This is a genomic window from Klebsiella planticola (genome assembly GCF_000783935.2).
Lineage (GTDB): Bacteria > Pseudomonadota > Gammaproteobacteria > Enterobacterales > Enterobacteriaceae > Klebsiella > Klebsiella planticola.
This window is the reverse complement of the sequence record NZ_CP026047.1, coordinates 88,216-104,039: the sequence shown is the minus strand read 5'-3', so window position 1 is coordinate 104,039 and position 15,824 is coordinate 88,216. Positions and strand designations below refer to the sequence as shown.

Genomic DNA, 15,824 nt, shown 5'->3' with positions numbered 1-15,824 from the left:
GGCGTTAAGAGCCCGTTATACTAGCCAGCGAACTTCTTCTTTTTCGGGCGTTTGCCCGCTCCAGCATTATTACAGGCTAAAAAAATCTCATGCGACTTGATAAGTTTATCGCTCAGCAACTTGGCGTCAGTCGGGCTATTGCCGGGCGTGAAATCCGCAGCAGCCGCGTTCTCGTAGACGGCGAAATCGTCAAAGATGCGTCGTTTAAGCTCCAGCCAGAGCACGACGTGGAGTATGACGGCAATACGCTGACTCAGCAGAACGGCCCGCGCTACTTTATGCTCAACAAGCCGCAGGGGTACGTCTGCTCCACGGACGATCCGGATCATCCAACGATTCTCTATTTCCTGGATGTCCCGGTCGCGCATAAGCTGCATGCCGCAGGTCGACTGGATATCGACACCACCGGACTGGTGCTGATGACCGATGACGGGCAGTGGTCGCACCGCATCACTTCTCCGCGCCATCACTGTGAGAAAACCTATCTGGTGACGCTGGAAAACCCGGTGGATGAGCAAACGGCTGAACAGTTTGCGAAAGGCGTTCAGCTGCACAATGAAAAGGATCTGACGAAACCTGCGCGTCTGGAAGTGCTGACGCCAACGGAAGTGCGCTTAACGATAAGCGAAGGGCGCTACCATCAGGTGAAACGCATGTTCGCGGCGGTGGGTAATCACGTCGTCGGCCTGCATCGTGAACGTATTGGCGACATCATGCTGGATGAATCTCTGGAGCCTGGCGAGTACCGCCCGCTGACGGAAGACGAGATCGCCAGCGTTGGCCTCCAGCATGCACGGAGTAAAACGTGACGGCAAAGCAGAATTCTTCACTGGGGATTGTGTTTATTCTTGGCCTGCTGGCCATGTTGATGCCACTGTCGATTGATATGTATCTCCCGGCGCTGCCGGTGATTTCGGCGCAGTTTAATGTGCCGGACGGCAGTGCGCAGATGACGCTCAGTACCTATATTCTGGGCTTTGCTTTCGGTCAGCTGCTGTATGGCCCGATGGCCGACAGCATCGGCCGTAAGCCGGTGATCCTCGGAGGAACGCTGATTTTCGCCGCGGCTGCGGTGGCCTGCGCGCTGTCGCAGACTATCGACATGCTGATTACCATGCGCTTCTTCCACGGTCTGGCGGCCGCGGCGGCGAGCGTGGTCATCAATGCCCTGATGCGCGATATCTATCCGAAAGAAGAGTTTTCGCGGATGATGTCGTTCGTCATGCTGGTCACCACTATCGCGCCGCTGGTTGCGCCGATGGTAGGGGGCGCCGTTCTGGTGTGGTTCAGCTGGCATGCGATCTTCTGGATTCTCGCGCTGGCGGCGCTGCTGGCCTCGGCGATGATTGCTTTTTTCATCAGCGAAACGCTGCCGGTTGAACGGCGACAAAAATTTAGTCTGCGCACCACGCTGGGTAACTTTGCGACCTTGTTCCGGCATAAGCGGGTGCTGAGCTATATGCTGGCGAGTGGCTTCAGCTTTGCCGGGATGTTCTCCTTCCTGAGCGCCGGGCCGTTTGTCTACATCAATATCAACCACGTTTCGCCGCAGCACTTTGGTTACTATTTTGCGCTGAACATTGTCTTCTTGTTCATCATGACCATCATTAACAGCCGCTTTGTCCGACGGGTCGGGGCGCTGAATATGTTCCGCGCCGGGCTGTGGATTCAGTTTGTGATGGCGGTATGGATGGTGGTCTGCGCGCTGCTGGATGTCGGATTCTGGGCGCTGGTGGTCGGCGTTGCCGCGTTTGTCGGCTGCGTTTCGATGGTCTCCTCCAACGCGATGGCGGTCATTCTGGACGAGTTTCCGCATATGGCGGGCACCGCCTCATCGCTGGCGGGGACCTTCCGCTTTGGCATCGGGGCGATTATTGGCGCGCTGCTGTCCATGGCCACCTTTACTACCGCCTGGCCGATGCTGATTTCGATCGCATTTTGCGCCAGCAGTTCCATCCTTTTTTACCTCTACGCCAGTCGGCGACGTAAAACCGCGCACTAAAATACCTGCCACAAGGGGCGATTTCCGCCCCTTTTTTGATGCACATCAACCGCGATGGGCTTCCCGGTTCTGTAATTTGTTTCTTTTATGTAAAATCAATTAGTGTAAAAAGTCGCATTGTTGCGATAAAAAAGTTGTTTTGGATCACAGAAACGGGTACATATAGCCCCGATCTGTTTCCGCAGCGAAACTATAAGGTTCTGGATTATAAGTCGTTAACCCTGGCGTGACGCGGGTGTAAACGTTTTCTATGCTGATGCAGGACTATTTGTCAACGATGTGTTAATATTGATGTAAATTTATTGTGAAGCATTTTGCTTCCGGGGAAACTAAGTGAATACACAGCAACTCTCTATCGTACACCGTCTGCCGCAGAGCTATCGCTGGCTGGCCGGTTTTGCGGGTTCAAGAGTTGAACCGATTCCGCAAAACGGCGCCGAGAGTGAAAACAGCCTCGTTGCGCTGAAGCTACTCAGCCCGGACGGAGAGAAAGCGTGGCCGGTGATGCATAAGCTCAGCCAGGCCCTCAGCGACATCGAAGTCGATTGCTCCATCGTTGAGTGTGAAGGGGAGCCGTGCCTGTTTGTGAATTTACAGGACGAGTTTGCGGCAACCTGTCGACTGAAAAATTTCGGCGTGGCGATTGCCGAACCGTTCTCTGGCCACAACCCATTCTGACCGTCAGCCCAGCGCCAGAAGCTGGCGGGTATATTCCTGCTGTGGAGCGGTAAAAACGCGTTCGCACTCCCCCTGCTCGACGACTTCTCCCTGTCGTAACACCATCACCTGATGACACAACGTCCGCACTACGCGTAAATCATGGCTGATAAAAATATAGGCCAGCTGATATTTTTGCTGTAACGCTTTCAGCAAAGCCAGTATTTGCGCCTGCACTGTCTTGTCCAGCGACGACGTGGGCTCATCCAGCACGATGAGCTGAGGTTTCACGATCAGCGCCCGGGCAATCGCAATACGCTGACGCTGGCCACCGGAAAACTCAGCCGGATAGCGATGCCGCGTTGGCGGATCGAGCCCCACCTCCTGCATCGCCTGTATCACCGCTTGTTCACGCGCGGCCGACGTTAGCGTTGGCTGGTGGACGCGCAGACCCTCTTCAATAATCTGTAGCACGTTCAACCGGGGATTCAGCGACGAGTTGGGATCCTGGAAGACTATCTGCATCTGGCGGCGCAGCGGCAGCATTTGCCGACGGCTACGTCCCTGCAGCGCCTGCCCCTCAAAGGCGATCGTCCCTTGCGAGGCAATCAGGCGCAGCAGGGCCAGCCCGGTGGTGCTTTTGCCCGATCCCGACTCGCCCACCAGGCCCAGGGTTTCCCCCGCGCGCAGCTGGAAATTGAGCGCGTTGACCACCCGGTTATGATCCACTACCCGGCGGAGGAACCCTTTGCGCACCGGGAAGGCGACGCTCAGATCGACGGCCTTCAGCAGCAGCGGCGCATCGGTGGCCAGCGGCACCGGCCTGCCGGCGGGTTCGCTGTCCAGCAGACGACGGGTATAAGGGTGTTCGGGGGCGGCAAAAAGCGCCCGACAGGCGTTTTGTTCGACGCAGCGACCGTTTTGCATCACCGCCACGCGGTCAGCGAGCTGGCGGACAATGCTTAAGTTATGGGTAATAAACAGCAGCCCCATATTCAGTTCATTTTTCAGCTCGCGTAACAGCTGCAGGATTTGTGCCTGTACGGTCACATCCAGGGCGGTAGTGGGTTCGTCGGCAATCAGCAGCTCTGGACGGGTGAGCAGCGCCATGGCAATCATGATCCGCTGGCGTTCGCCGCCGGAAAACTGATGCGGGTAGTCCGCCAGCCGGCGTACGGCATGACGGATACCGACCCGCTCCAGGCAGTTAAGGATCTCACCTCGCGCGGCCTCTTTGCGCATACCGCGATGCAAAGACAGCACTTCATACAGCTGCTTTTCCAGCGTATGCAGGGGATTGAGCGACACCATCGGCTCCTGAAAAATCATCGCGATCCGATTACCGCGCACCTGACTCAGCGTGCGCTCATCGGCGTGAAGCAGCGACTGACCGTGAAAGCGAATGTCTCCGCCGGGGTAGCAGACCGGCGGAGAGGGGAGCAGCCGCAGCACCGAGAGCGCGGAGACGCTTTTACCGGAGCCGGATTCCCCCACCAGCGCCAGGGTTTCCCCGGCGCCAATATTCAGGGAGAGCTCGCTGACGACGGTATGCGTTTTCCCCTGCTGGCGGAAGGCGATGGAGAGGTTGTCTATCTCTAACAAAGGCTGCGTCATGTTATACCGCCTTACCGGGGTCGAAGGCGTCGCGGACGGCTTCACCAATGAAAATTAACAACGATAACAGCATCGCGACCGACAGAAAGGCGGCGATGCCCAGCCACGGCGCCTGCAGATTGTTTTTCCCCTGCAGCAGCAGTTCGCCAAGCGATGGCGAACCGAGCGGCAGGCCGAAGCCGAGAAAATCGAGGGAAGTCAGGGTAGTGATGGAGCTGCACAGAATAAACGGCAGGAAGGTCAGAGTGGCAACCATGGCGTTGGGCAGCATATGGCGCAGGATAATATGCCGATCGCTGACCCCCAGCGCCTGCGCCGCGCGAATATAGTCATAGTTACGGGTGCGCAGGAATTCCGCCCGCACGACGCCGACCAGCGCCATCCAGCCGAACAGTACCGTAATGGCCAGCAGCCACCAGAAGCCCGGCTGGACGACACTGGAGAGTAAAATAATCAGGAACAGGGTTGGCATGCCTGACCACACCTCAATAAATCGCTGACCCCACAGGTCAATCTTGCCGCCGTAGTACCCCTGAATGGCACCCGCCAGTACCCCCAGTACGCTGGAGAAAAAGGTCAGCAGCAGGCCGAACAGAATCGATATTCGCGTGCCGTATAAAATACGGGCCAGCACGTCGCCGCCGTTGGCATCGGTACCCAGCCAGTTTCTCGTCGAGGGGGGAGAAGGGAAGGGCGTTTGGGTGGCGAAGTCGATGGTGGTGGCGCCAAATCGGATCGGCGCCCACAGTATCCAGCCGTTATCATCCAGCTGCTTTTGCAGCCACGGATCCTGGTAGTCGGCGGCGGTAGCAAACGGGCCGCCAAAGGTCGTCTCGCTATAATTTTTCAATGCCGGAACGTACAGGCTGCCGCGATACTGCACCAGCAGCGGGCGGTCGTTGGCAATCAGTTCGGCGCACAGGCTGAACACGAAAAGAATCATGAACAGCCACAGCGACAGATAGCCGCGGCGGTTGTGACGAAAACGCGCCCAGCGGGCCTGATTAACGGGACTCAGAAAAGACATCAGCGGCCCTCAAAATCAATACGCGGATCGACCAGCGTGTAGCAGATATCGCTGACAATATTCAGCAGCAGGCCGATCAGGGTAAAAATATACAGCGTGCCGAACATCACCGGGTAATCACGGGAAACGGTCGCCTCATAGCCCAGCAGTCCCAGGCCGTTGAGGGAAAACATCACTTCAATCAGCAAGGAACCGGTGAAAAACATACTGATAAACATCGCCGGGAAACCGGCGATCACCAGCAGCATGGCATTGCGAAAAACATGGCCCCATAAAATATGCTTTTCGCCCACCCCTTTGGCGCGTGCGGTCACGACATACTGCTTGCGGATCTCGTCAAGAAAGCTGTTCTTGGTCAGCATGGTGAGCGCCGCAAAGCCGCCGATGACCGTCGCCAGCACCGGCAGCGTAATGTGCCAGAGATAGTCGAGAACCTTCTGATACCACGTCAGGCTATCGAAATTAGCTGACACCAGCCCGCGCAGCGGAAACAGGTCCAGATAGCTGCCCCCCGCGAAGAGCACGATCAGAATAATGGCGAACAGAAAGGCCGGGATGGCGTAGCCAATAATGATCAGCGTACTGCTCCAGATATCAAACTGGCTGCCGTTATGGACGGCTTTGCGGATGCCGAGCGGAATCGAGACCAGATAGATAATCAGCGTGCTCCACAGCCCCAGGGTGATGGAGACCGGCATGCTGTTTTTGATCAGCTGCAAGACTGACGCGCTGCGAAACAGGCTGTCGCCAAAATCGAAGCGCAGATAGTCGCCGAGCATTTTCAGGTAGCGTTCGTGGAGCGGTTTATCAAAGCCGTAGCGGTGGGTGATTTCGGCAATCACTTCCGGATCGAGACCGCGCCCGCCGCGATAATGGCCTTCGCTGATGTTGCCGACGCCGGTCCGGGCATGGCTGGCAGCCATACCGCTCTCTCCGGCGCCCGGTAAGCCGCCACGGTTGCCGAACTCAATGGCGGCGATGGCCTGATCGACCGGGCCGCCCGGGGCTATCTGGACAATGAAAAAGTTGATCGTAATGATCGCCCACAGCGTGGGGATTATCAGCAATAGCCGGCGGATCAGGTATGCGCCCATCGTTATTCCTTACCGTTTGTCCGCGGGTAGTTTTGCCGCTTTGTTCACGTCATACCACCAGGTATCAAACCCGGATGAGTAGACGGGACGGGTCTGCGGGAAGGAGAATTTATCCCAGTACGCCGTCCTGTCCTGCGCCATATACCACATCGGCAGCATGTAATAGTTCCAGGTCAGCACCCGGTCCAGCGCGCGCCCCAGGGGCAGGAGCTTTTGCTTATTCCCCTGCCAGCGGATGATCTGCGCAATCAGTTTGTCCACCACCGGACTCTGAACCCCGGGCGCATTGTAGCTGGAGTGAATATATGACGAATCCCAGGAGATTTGCAGGTCGGTTCCGGGCCAGGGCGTCGCGCGCCAGACGATGGGCATCATATCGTAGTCACGACTGCGTCGGCGGTTACTGTACTGTGAATTATCGACCTGGCGAATATCCATCGTAATACCGAGGCGCTGGAGATTATGCTGGAACGGCAGCACCCAGCGATCGTTGCCCCCGGAAGGCAGCAGCAGTTCAAAGCGCAGCGGTTTGCCGGTGACGGCGTTGATTCGACGTTGGTTTTTCAGCACCCAGCCCGCCTGCTTAAGCAACGCATCCGCCTGCAGCAAATTTGTGCGATCGAACCCATCGCCGCGGGATCGCGGCGGCTGATAGACGGAGGTGAAAACCTCCGGCGGCAGATCGGCCTTCATTGGCGTCAGCAGGGCGAGCTCTTCGGAATCGGGCGCGTGACGCGCCGCATATTCGGTATTCTGAAAGTAGCTGCTGGCCCGGCTGTAGGCGCCATAAAACAGCGCCTTGTTCATCCACTCGAAATCAAAGGCGAGGGTGATGGCTTCCCGGACCTGGCGGTCGTTAAACACCGGGCGCTGGATATTAAACGCCAGCCATTGGGTATCCTGCGCCGAGGTGTTCGGGTACTCATCTTTGACAATATAGCCGTGGGTAAAATTGCGTCCGACATAGCGGGTCGACCAGTTTTTGGCCATCGTCTCTGCGCGTCGGTCGACGGCGCCGGCCTTAAAGGCTTCAAAGGCGACATTATCGTCAAGGTAGTAGTCGTAGCGCAGCGTGTCGAAATTCCAGCGCCCGCGGTTCACCGGCAGATCGGCCGCCCAGTAGTCCTTCACCCGCGAGTAGATGATGTACTGACCCATCCGCCAGTCGGTAATTCGATAGGGGCCGCTGGCCAGCGGCGGGGTGGAAAGCGGGTCGCTGAGCTTATGGTTGCGCCAGAATGCCTCAGGCATCACCGGCAGGGAGAGCAGACTCAGCATGTTCTCCTTGCCGGGCTGCGCCAGCGTAATGCGCACGGTGCCCGGCGCAATGGCCTCGACGCGGGTCCCCTTGTAGAACAAGCGGAACTGCGGCACCCCTTCGGTCATAAATTTGTGGAACGTGAAGGCGACATCTCCGGCGGTAATCGGGCTGCCATCATGAAAACGAGCGTGCGGATTGAGGGTTATCTCCATCCACGAGAAATCATCGGCGTAGCGCGTGTGTGCGGCAATGAGCGAATAATAGCTGCCCGGTTCATCATCGGAGGTGGTGAACAGCGTGTCGTACAGAGCGTCGGTACGTACCCCCGGGTTGCCGCGCAGCGCATAGCGGTTGAAGTTATCGAAGGTGCCAATGCTGGCGTTGACTATTGTTCCCCCTTTCGGGGCACTGGGATTGGCATAATCAAAATGGTCAAAGCCGACGGCGTATTTCGGTTCGCCAATGATGGCAAAAGTGCTGCCCTCTTTTATGGTTATGGTTTGCGCCTGACTATTCAGGCTGAACAGGGTCAGTAATATCAGGCAGACACGCGCAAACATAGCCAGATTAATATCCTCTGTGAGCAGACATCATAAAGAGCCATTACCGGCGGCAAAATAGTTAGCCGGTTCATCATGTGCCGCGATCAGCGCTTCCAGCGGCAGCGGGCGGCTCAGCCAATAGCCCTGCAGGAAGTTTACGCCATGTTTGCGTAACCACTCCGCTTGCTCCGGTGTTTCGACCCCTTCTGCAACGGTCATGAGCTGCAGGCGGCGGCTTAGCGTCAGTACCGCATCCAGCACCGGGGAGGTGACGGTCTCGGTTCCGATCGCCTGCACGAAGCCGCGATCGATTTTCAGATAGTCAAATTTATAACGCTCAAGGTAGATAAGCGCACTATGTCCGGTACCAAAATCGTCAATCGCAATCTCAAACCCCTGCTCATGCAGCCAGTCAAAGATGGCCAACGACCTGTTTTTATCGATCATCGCGCGTTCAGTAATTTCGAGAACCACATTGAAGTGGTTGGCTGGCATGGATGCAGCGAACTGCTGCAGGTCATCCTGAAATTCGTCGGCGTGCAGATGGGCCGGTGAGATATTCAGCCCCAGCTTGCTACCGGCGGGCAGAATTTTTTGCAGGGCCGGGGCGTCGCGGGCGATCAGTGCTAATAAATGATGAGTGAGCGGCACAATCACTTGCTGCGTTTCCGCCAGGTTAATAAACACATCAGGCGGAATCTCCCCGGCTACCGGATGGCGCCAGCGCATCAGTACTTCAATACCGCTGATGCGCAGGGTATCGGCTTTGACTACCGGCTGATAGACAACATAGAACTGATTATTTTTTATCCCCAGCAGAATGGCTTTACGCGGATCGGATTTCAACGTCAGCACGTAGTAACTCACCAGGCCAGCCAGCAGACCGCACACGACGCCGAGCAGCAGCGAGAATAGCGTATTTTCCGATAGCCAGCTGTTGGCATAGAGATAGACTTTCAGCGGCAGCCCTTTGATTTGTACCTGACGAATCGGCTCAGCGCGCAGATTCTGCGGGTCAATAAGGCGGTTGGTCAGGGTGGAGAGGGCGGTATCGTTGACAACCAGCGCGATGCTGCTGAAATCGTTCTGGCGGGCCGAATAAAGAATATAGGGTGTCAGGTTGGTATTGATTGAGACGAAAATGCCATCGTTATCGTCGTGTGGATTGCGTACCCACATCGCCAGGGCGGCATTATCAGGCATCATCGGTGTTCCCGGCAGGAGCCGCATATCGACCGCTTTACGGGTATCGAGATGGGGGATGAGCTGCACCAGCGGAGTATTCATGGGGCCAGTGGCGGAGGAGCAAAAGGCGACGCCCTCTTTTACCAGCAAAAACGCGCGCACGTTTGGGCTAAAGGCTGCCCGTGCGGTCAGGTCTGACACAATATTTTCACATTTTTGATTGACCAGCGGCTGCAGGCCGACCATCGTCTTCTCGAGCTGGCTAAAGTATTCAGTCAGGTAGACGTTGACGTTGTCGATGATACTGTCAAAACGTTCAGACCGGCTATGGTAAATCACCATAACCTGAATGCTACCGGCCAGCAGGGCGACGATCACTCCGATGAGTATGCTGGTCAGCCAGATATTACGCCGGGGTGACAGGTAACGGGTAAGCATAGGCTCTATAGTCGGTCCATGTTAATGAGTTGCGCCAATGGGTAGAAAACGTTTTCTCTATCGCCACTTAAAGGGATAGCTTATATTGCGGCATTCACAGGTAAACAGGCAAAAAAAAACACCGCCGCAGCAGTGTTTTTTGTTCTGAGGTCAGCCAAGGGATAACTCACGACAGAAAGGATTACGAGCGGCTCAGAACTCGTCGCGCTTCATTATAGCGCTTCTTCCAGTACGGCTCGTTCATGCTGGAGATGGTCACACCACTGCTGGTGGAAGCATGGACGAACTGATCGTTGCCGATATAGATACCGACGTGGCGACCGGTGGAGCCCGCCCGGAACAGAACTAAATCGCCGGTACGCAGTTGAGAGCGTGAAATGGACTTGCCGGAATCCTGCTGCTCAGAAGTGGAGCGGGGCAGTTCCAGACCAAATTGTTCACGGAAAGTACGCTGCACGAAGGCAGAGCAATCAATGCCTTTCCGGGTGCTGCCGCCGAGGCGGTAACGCACGCCTTTCCAGCTGGCATACTGGTCCATCAAACGGGACTTAACGTCCAGATTGCTGACCATCTTTTCAAATTCATCCTGAGAAGCTTGCAGTGATGATAAATCGCCACTACCCACAGCATGCGTCTCAGAATGCATATTCTTTGCGGTACTACTTGTCGAACTACAGGCAGAGAGCAAAACTGCCACTGCTATCGCGGGCACTACCCGCAACATATATCTCAAAATCGGCTGAGATTTGACCATGCTGTTTGTTTTCCCTTGTTGTCCTTAACGACAATGTCGTTATAAAAAATGCCAAACGTGTTAGAGCCTAAATACCTGCCAGCAATGAGACAATTCCTTAAACCTAAATTTGTGGGATACCGCACAAATTTATTTTTGAGCCGGATTGACGTTACTGGAAAGGCAAAACGAGATTGAGATTACCCTATCAAACGTGGGATGGCGAGCGGTTTCGCGCGATTTCTTATAAGAATTTGTGCATCTAAAAGTGAATCATCGGGAAAGCACAAAATAGCGGCAGTCGTGGGTAAAAAATATGCAATTACTTCATTTGTAAGATGATTAATGTGACAGGAAGATGACGCGGGCGATAAAAAGATGGACAAATAAAAAAGGGACCGAGAACGATCCCTTATGGATATAGTTAATAATATGTAAGGAAGAGATTAATTTTTACCCACTCCGCCCGGAAGCGAACGGTTAAACCAGGCGATCAATGTGTCGCTTAATGGTGTCATCAGCACCCAGGGGATGCCAATGAGGACGGCGGTCAATGAACCAACGGCAATATCGGTAAACCAGTGGGCGCCGATCATGACCCGCGGAAAAGCGAAAACGACAAAAATAGTCAAAGCAATAGCCAAGGCCCGACGGCCAAAATAGCGCCACATGAAGGTGGCGAAAATCAGCAGCATCATGCCGTGATCGCCGGGAAAACTGTCTTTCGACGCATCTTTGGTCGGGAAGGCGACCACATCGCTTACTTTTACAATCTCGCTGAACGTGAGCGAGGGGCTGGCGCGTTTAACCGGCATCAGATGCTGCGCCAGCTGGTTAATGACTACCGCGAACAGCAGCATGACCAGACCGATAATGACGATCCGCCGGCGACCGGCGCTTTGCTCCTTCAACCAGAAGCTCAGCATCAGGCCGCCCATCGCCAGCAAAGAGCAGGCGTCAAAAGCCCGGTTATTGATGATAGCCAGCAGCCAGGCATAGGCCTGACTCTTTCCCACACCCTGGTTAAAGAAGTGGAAAATGGCGGAATCCAGCGGTAACCAGAAACCATGATTAGCGGGCAAATACCACGAAAAAAAGAGGGCAAAGCCCGCGGCGTTAAGCAGCAGGATCAGGGGAATTCGGTTTTTAATCATAACAGTTGCGAGTTGTGTAAGACGGCGGGAAACATACCCGCCTTAACTTAAACGAAGTTTCAACAAAGAGGCTTGTAACGCATTCCAGTCGGCCTCGGATTCGGTAATCAGTTCAATACGGCTGTCCGGCGGCGCAACGTTTTGGGTTTCGATATGCAGATCAAGTCCCTGACGGTTGATGCGTACCAGACCTTCCGCAATACGCATCACGCCCTTGACGCGGGCAACCGGCGCCAGACGAGCCCACTCAAGCAGGCCAATCGTATCAAAGGTTGTATCGGCATCAAAAATCCAGCCGCAGGCCTGGTAACCCTGACCGCTGTTGAGGCTCCGGCGCCAGCGCTGGTGGGCCGGCAGGCTGAGCGCGGCCAGACCTTTTTTCTGCCCGTGGCTGTGCGCATGTTCGGCACTTTCCGGCAGCGGTGTGAGATTCAGGCGCGGTAAATCCAGCAACTGCGGGTCGATATTGCCGTGGGTGGCGCCAATATGCAGACGCTCGCCCGCGTGCTCCTGCCACCAGGCGTCAAAGGCCCGTTCGCTTTCTGCCGTCATCCGGTCCGTTTTATTGCTGATAATGACATCGGCCGCCGCCAGCTGATCGCGGAAGTTGGCGTTCGCCATCACTTTACTGTCCAGCAGCTGGCGGGGATCGAGCACGCACAGGGTGGCGCGAAGATCGATCCACGGCTCGTAGACGGCGGCGGTCAGAATATCGAGAATTTGTTTGGGATGGCCGAGCCCGGTAGGCTCAATCAGCAGACGATCCGGTTTCCCCTGGCGCAGCAGGGTATTCAACCCAACCTGCATCGGCAGGCCGTTGACGCAGCACATACAGCCGCCGGGAATTTCTTTGAGTAGCGCGCCGCTATCGGCGAGCAAAGCGCCATCGATACCCACTTCGCCAAACTCATTAACCAGCACGGCCCATTTTTCATCTGCAGGCTTGTGGGCTAGCAGATGAAGAATCGAGGTCGTTTTACCGCTGCCGAGAAACCCCGTGATCAAGTTGGTTTTGGTCACATTTTCTCCAGGATACAAATGTAATGTTGTAACAGTTGGGACTATCCTGACGAAAAAAAGGGGAAAAGAGAAGGGCTACGGCGGACAGAAAAGAATTCTGTCCGCTAAAGAGCAGCAATTGTTAAATCCCGGGCACGTTGGCGATGGCCTGGCGGGCACCGACGGCAGAAAGCTGACGCCAGGCGGCGGTGATGTGATCCACAAACAGCGTATTGCGCGGCAGATCGCGACCAAAGATTTCTTCCAGTGAGAGCAGGGCGCTGACGCGTTCCTCGTCGCGGCTGCCGGCAACCAGAGCCTGAATCTTCTCGCTCAGCGGGTCGCGAACATCAATAGCCTGACCGGCATCATCTATACCGCTGACGTAGCGCATCCAGCCTGCCACCCCGAGCGCCAGCAACGGCCAGCGGCTACCGCGCTGCAGGTGAACGCGAATACCGTCAAGCATACGTTGCGGAAGCTTCTGACTACCGTCCATCGCTATCTGCCAGGTGCGATGTTTAAGCGCTGGATTACTAAAGCGTGCGATCAGGCTGTCGGCATAGTGCGTCAGATTGACGCCTTCGATAGCAAGAGTCGGGGCTTGTTCGTCAAGCATCAGCCGGCGAGCGGCGCTGCGCAGCACCTCGTCCTGCATGCAGTCACTGATATGCGCATTGCCGGCAAGGTAGCCGAGCCAGGCAAGGAAGGAGTGGCTGCCGTTGAGCATCCGCAGCTTCATCTGTTCCCACGGCAGCACATTATCGGTCATCTGGGCGCCGGCGATTTCCCACGCCGGGCGGCCCGCCACGAAGTTATCCTCAATGACCCATTGAATAAATGGCTCACAGCTGATGGCGCAAGGGTCTTCTACGCCGAGCGTGGCGCTGATTTCAGCCAGCGATTCATCGGTAGCGGCAGGCACGATACGGTCAACCATGGTGCCGGGAAAACTGACGTGTTCAGCAATCCACTGCGCCAGTTCGGGGGCGCGCTTTTCCGCCATGCCCAGAACCGCATTTTTCACCACGTGACCGTTATCAGGAATATTATCGCAGGAGAGTACCGTAAACGGCGGCAGGCCGCGTTCGCGGCGGCGAGACAGGGCTTCAACCAGTATTCCCGGCACCGACTGCGGCAGCGCGGGATGCTCCAGATCGTGAATAATGCGCGGCTGCGTCAGGTCCAGCGTGCCGCTGGCGGGATCGATGCAGTAGCCTTTCTCCGTAATGGTGAGTGAGACAATGGCCACCTGCGGTTCGCAGAATTTTTCAATGATCGCGGGCAGAGAGTCCAGCTTTGCATTCAGACATTCATGAACGGCGCCCACGACAATCGGCTGGTTGCCGTGCGCGCCTTTTTCCAGCACGGTGAACAGGTGGTCCTGCTGACGGAGCTGGCTCATCAGTCGGTCGCCGCTGAACAGGCTAATTTCGCAGATCCCCCAGTCTCCGCCGCTGGCGTTCAGCACCCGATCGGTAAGCAGGGCCTGATGAGCGCGATGAAACGCCCCGAAGCCGAAGTGCACAATGCGCGAGCGCAGCTGGCTGCGATCGTACTGAGGAAGCTGCACGCCTTCTGGCAGCGTAGCGGTAGCAATAGTTGTCATTCTTTACACACCTGATTAACCAATGATTAACAATGCCAGTGTAAAGTTATATGACAACAAATTAAATTGGTGAGCCGTATTTATACGCTTAGTGTGAGCTGGATCAATCAATTTAGCGGGATAAATTGATCCCTGTCGAGAAGCCTGTATGGTAGTCATCATTGATGTTTGTGTTATTGGTATAACAACTTTGAGAGGGCATAGCGATGGAACAAACCTGGCGTTGGTATGGACCGAACGATCCGGTGTCGCTTGATGATGTACGGCAGGCTGGCGCGACGGGTGTGGTCACTGCGCTGCACCATATTCCTAATGGTCAAGTCTGGCCGGTTGACGAAATTAAACAGCGTCAGGCGCTGCTGGCGGAAAAAGGGCTGACGTGGTCGGTCGTGGAAAGTATCCCGGTACACGAAGAGATCAAAACCCAAAGCGGGCAGTGTGCGACCTGGATAGCCAACTACCAGCAGAGCATTCGCAACCTGGCGGCCTGCGGGATTGATACCGTGTGCTATAACTTCATGCCAATTCTCGACTGGACGCGCACTGACCTTGAGTACCAACTGCCGGACGGTTCGAAAGCATTGCGTTTTGACCAAATCGCGTTTGCCGCTTTTGAGTTACATATCCTGAAGCGCCCTGGCGCCGAGGCAGATTACAGTGAAGAGGAGCAGCGCCAGGCGCAGGCTCGTTTTGCGGCGATGAGCGCAGCGGATATTGAAAAGCTGACCCGCAATATTATTGCCGGCCTGCCGGGAGCGGAAGAGGGCTATACCCTCGAACAGTTCCGCGCACGCCTGGCGGAATACGATCATATTGATAAAGCGCAGCTGCGTGAAAATATGGCCGTCTTCCTGCGCGCTATCGTGCCGGTTTGTGAAGAGGTGGGCGTGCGGCTGGCCGTTCACCCGGACGATCCGCCGCGCCCGATCCTTGGCCTGCCGCGTATCGTTTCGACCATCGAAGATATGCAGTGGCTGAAAGAGACCGTGGACAGCATCAACAACGGCTTTACGATGTGCACCGGTTCTTACGGCGTGCGTGCCGATAACGATCTGGTGAAAATGGTCGAAACCTTCGGCGACAGGATCCACTTTACCCATCTGCGTTCGACCTGCCGTGAAGAGAACCCAAAAACGTTCCACGAAGCGGCGCATTTAACCGGTGACGTTAATATGGTGGCGGTGGTGGATGCGATTCTGAGCGAAGAGCTGCGCCGCAAGCATGCGGGCGATCTGCGTCCGATTCCGTTCCGTCCGGACCATGGCCATCAGATGCTGGACGATCTGCGTAAGAAAACCAACCCGGGCTATTCGGCGATTGGTCGCCTGAAGGGGATGGCGGAAGTACGCGGCGTTGAGCTGGCGCTGAAGATGACGAAGTATCCGGAACTGCTGTAATTCTGGCCGCGGAAAAATACAAAGGACAGCCTCTGGCTGTCCTTTTTGGTCTTACTGCCCGGCCGATGCGACGGGGGGGCTGGACAGGGCGTTTCCACCCTTATCCGACATG

At 55.9% G+C, this 15,824-nt stretch carries 13 protein-coding genes; 4 read left to right on the top strand and 9 right to left on the bottom strand.

Annotation, left to right across the window (positions count from 1 at the left end; genetic code table 11):
• Nucleotides 1-89: 89 nt before the first annotated feature.
• The 3 genes from rsuA to MC50_RS00435 all read left to right on the top strand — a co-directional run bounded on the left by rsuA (nucleotide 90) and on the right by MC50_RS00435 (nucleotide 2,680).
• Nucleotides 90-809 (top strand): 16S rRNA pseudouridine(516) synthase RsuA, encoded by a 720-nt coding sequence (gene rsuA, locus MC50_RS00450; RefSeq protein ID WP_004864842.1) that lies wholly within the window; start codon nucleotides 90-92, stop codon nucleotides 807-809.
• The gene (locus MC50_RS00445) at nucleotides 806-2,002 is read left to right on the top strand and encodes a Bcr/CflA family multidrug efflux MFS transporter (protein WP_032686684.1); all 1,197 of its coding nucleotides are present in this window, start codon (nucleotides 806-808) and stop codon (nucleotides 2,000-2,002) included. The genes rsuA and MC50_RS00445 overlap by 4 nt, the downstream gene beginning before the upstream one ends.
• Nucleotides 2,003-2,335: 333 nt before the next feature.
• Entirely contained in the window at nucleotides 2,336-2,680 is a 345-nt protein-coding gene (locus MC50_RS00435) for a YejG family protein (protein WP_004864837.1), read from the top strand.
• Between the two features lie 3 nt (nucleotides 2,681-2,683).
• Here the strand turns inward: MC50_RS00435 and yejF are convergent, their stop codons facing one another.
• The 9 genes from yejF to MC50_RS00390 form a co-directional block, all read right to left on the bottom strand.
• Nucleotides 2,684-4,273 carry a microcin C ABC transporter ATP-binding protein YejF gene (yejF, locus tag MC50_RS00430; protein ID WP_047663324.1) on the bottom strand — a complete coding sequence of 530 codons (1,590 nt, stop codon included), beginning with the start codon at nucleotides 4,271-4,273 and terminating at the stop codon, nucleotides 2,684-2,686.
• Between the two features lies 1 nt (nucleotide 4,274).
• Entirely contained in the window at nucleotides 4,275-5,300 is a 1,026-nt protein-coding gene (locus MC50_RS00425; protein WP_047663323.1) for an ABC transporter permease, read from the bottom strand.
• Entirely contained in the window at nucleotides 5,300-6,394 is a 1,095-nt protein-coding gene (locus MC50_RS00420) for a microcin C ABC transporter permease YejB (protein ID WP_032686688.1), read from the bottom strand. Before MC50_RS00420 ends, MC50_RS00425 begins: the two co-directional genes overlap by 1 nt.
• Nucleotides 6,395-6,403: 9 nt before the next feature.
• Complete coding sequence (locus MC50_RS00415; protein WP_102990875.1) at nucleotides 6,404-8,215, bottom strand: extracellular solute-binding protein; 1,812 nt, start codon at nucleotides 8,213-8,215, stop codon at nucleotides 6,404-6,406.
• A 30-nt stretch (nucleotides 8,216-8,245) separates the two neighbouring features.
• Nucleotides 8,246-9,820 (bottom strand): cyclic di-GMP phosphodiesterase, encoded by a 1,575-nt coding sequence (locus MC50_RS00410; RefSeq protein WP_046852031.1) that lies wholly within the window; start codon nucleotides 9,818-9,820, stop codon nucleotides 8,246-8,248.
• Nucleotides 9,821-10,001: 181 nt separating this feature from the next.
• Nucleotides 10,002-10,574 (bottom strand): bifunctional murein DD-endopeptidase/murein LD-carboxypeptidase, encoded by a 573-nt coding sequence (gene mepS / locus MC50_RS00405; protein WP_032686691.1) that lies wholly within the window; start codon nucleotides 10,572-10,574, stop codon nucleotides 10,002-10,004.
• Nucleotides 10,575-10,999: 425 nt separating this feature from the next.
• Nucleotides 11,000-11,707 (bottom strand): phosphatase PAP2 family protein, encoded by a 708-nt coding sequence (locus tag MC50_RS00400; protein ID WP_032686692.1) that lies wholly within the window; start codon nucleotides 11,705-11,707, stop codon nucleotides 11,000-11,002.
• Nucleotides 11,708-11,749: 42 nt separating this feature from the next.
• Nucleotides 11,750-12,727: a CobW family GTP-binding protein gene (locus tag MC50_RS00395; protein ID WP_047663322.1), complete on the bottom strand. Its 978-nt coding sequence runs from the start codon at nucleotides 12,725-12,727 to the stop codon at nucleotides 11,750-11,752.
• Nucleotides 12,728-12,848: 121 nt separating this feature from the next.
• Nucleotides 12,849-14,315 (bottom strand): mannitol dehydrogenase family protein, encoded by a 1,467-nt coding sequence (locus MC50_RS00390; RefSeq protein ID WP_032695445.1) that lies wholly within the window; start codon nucleotides 14,313-14,315, stop codon nucleotides 12,849-12,851.
• A 206-nt stretch (nucleotides 14,316-14,521) separates the two neighbouring features.
• Between MC50_RS00390 and uxuA the strand changes: the two genes are divergently transcribed.
• Nucleotides 14,522-15,712: a mannonate dehydratase gene (uxuA, locus tag MC50_RS00385; protein ID WP_032686695.1), complete on the top strand. Its 1,191-nt coding sequence runs from the start codon at nucleotides 14,522-14,524 to the stop codon at nucleotides 15,710-15,712.
• The last annotated feature ends 112 nt before the right edge of the window (nucleotides 15,713-15,824 follow it).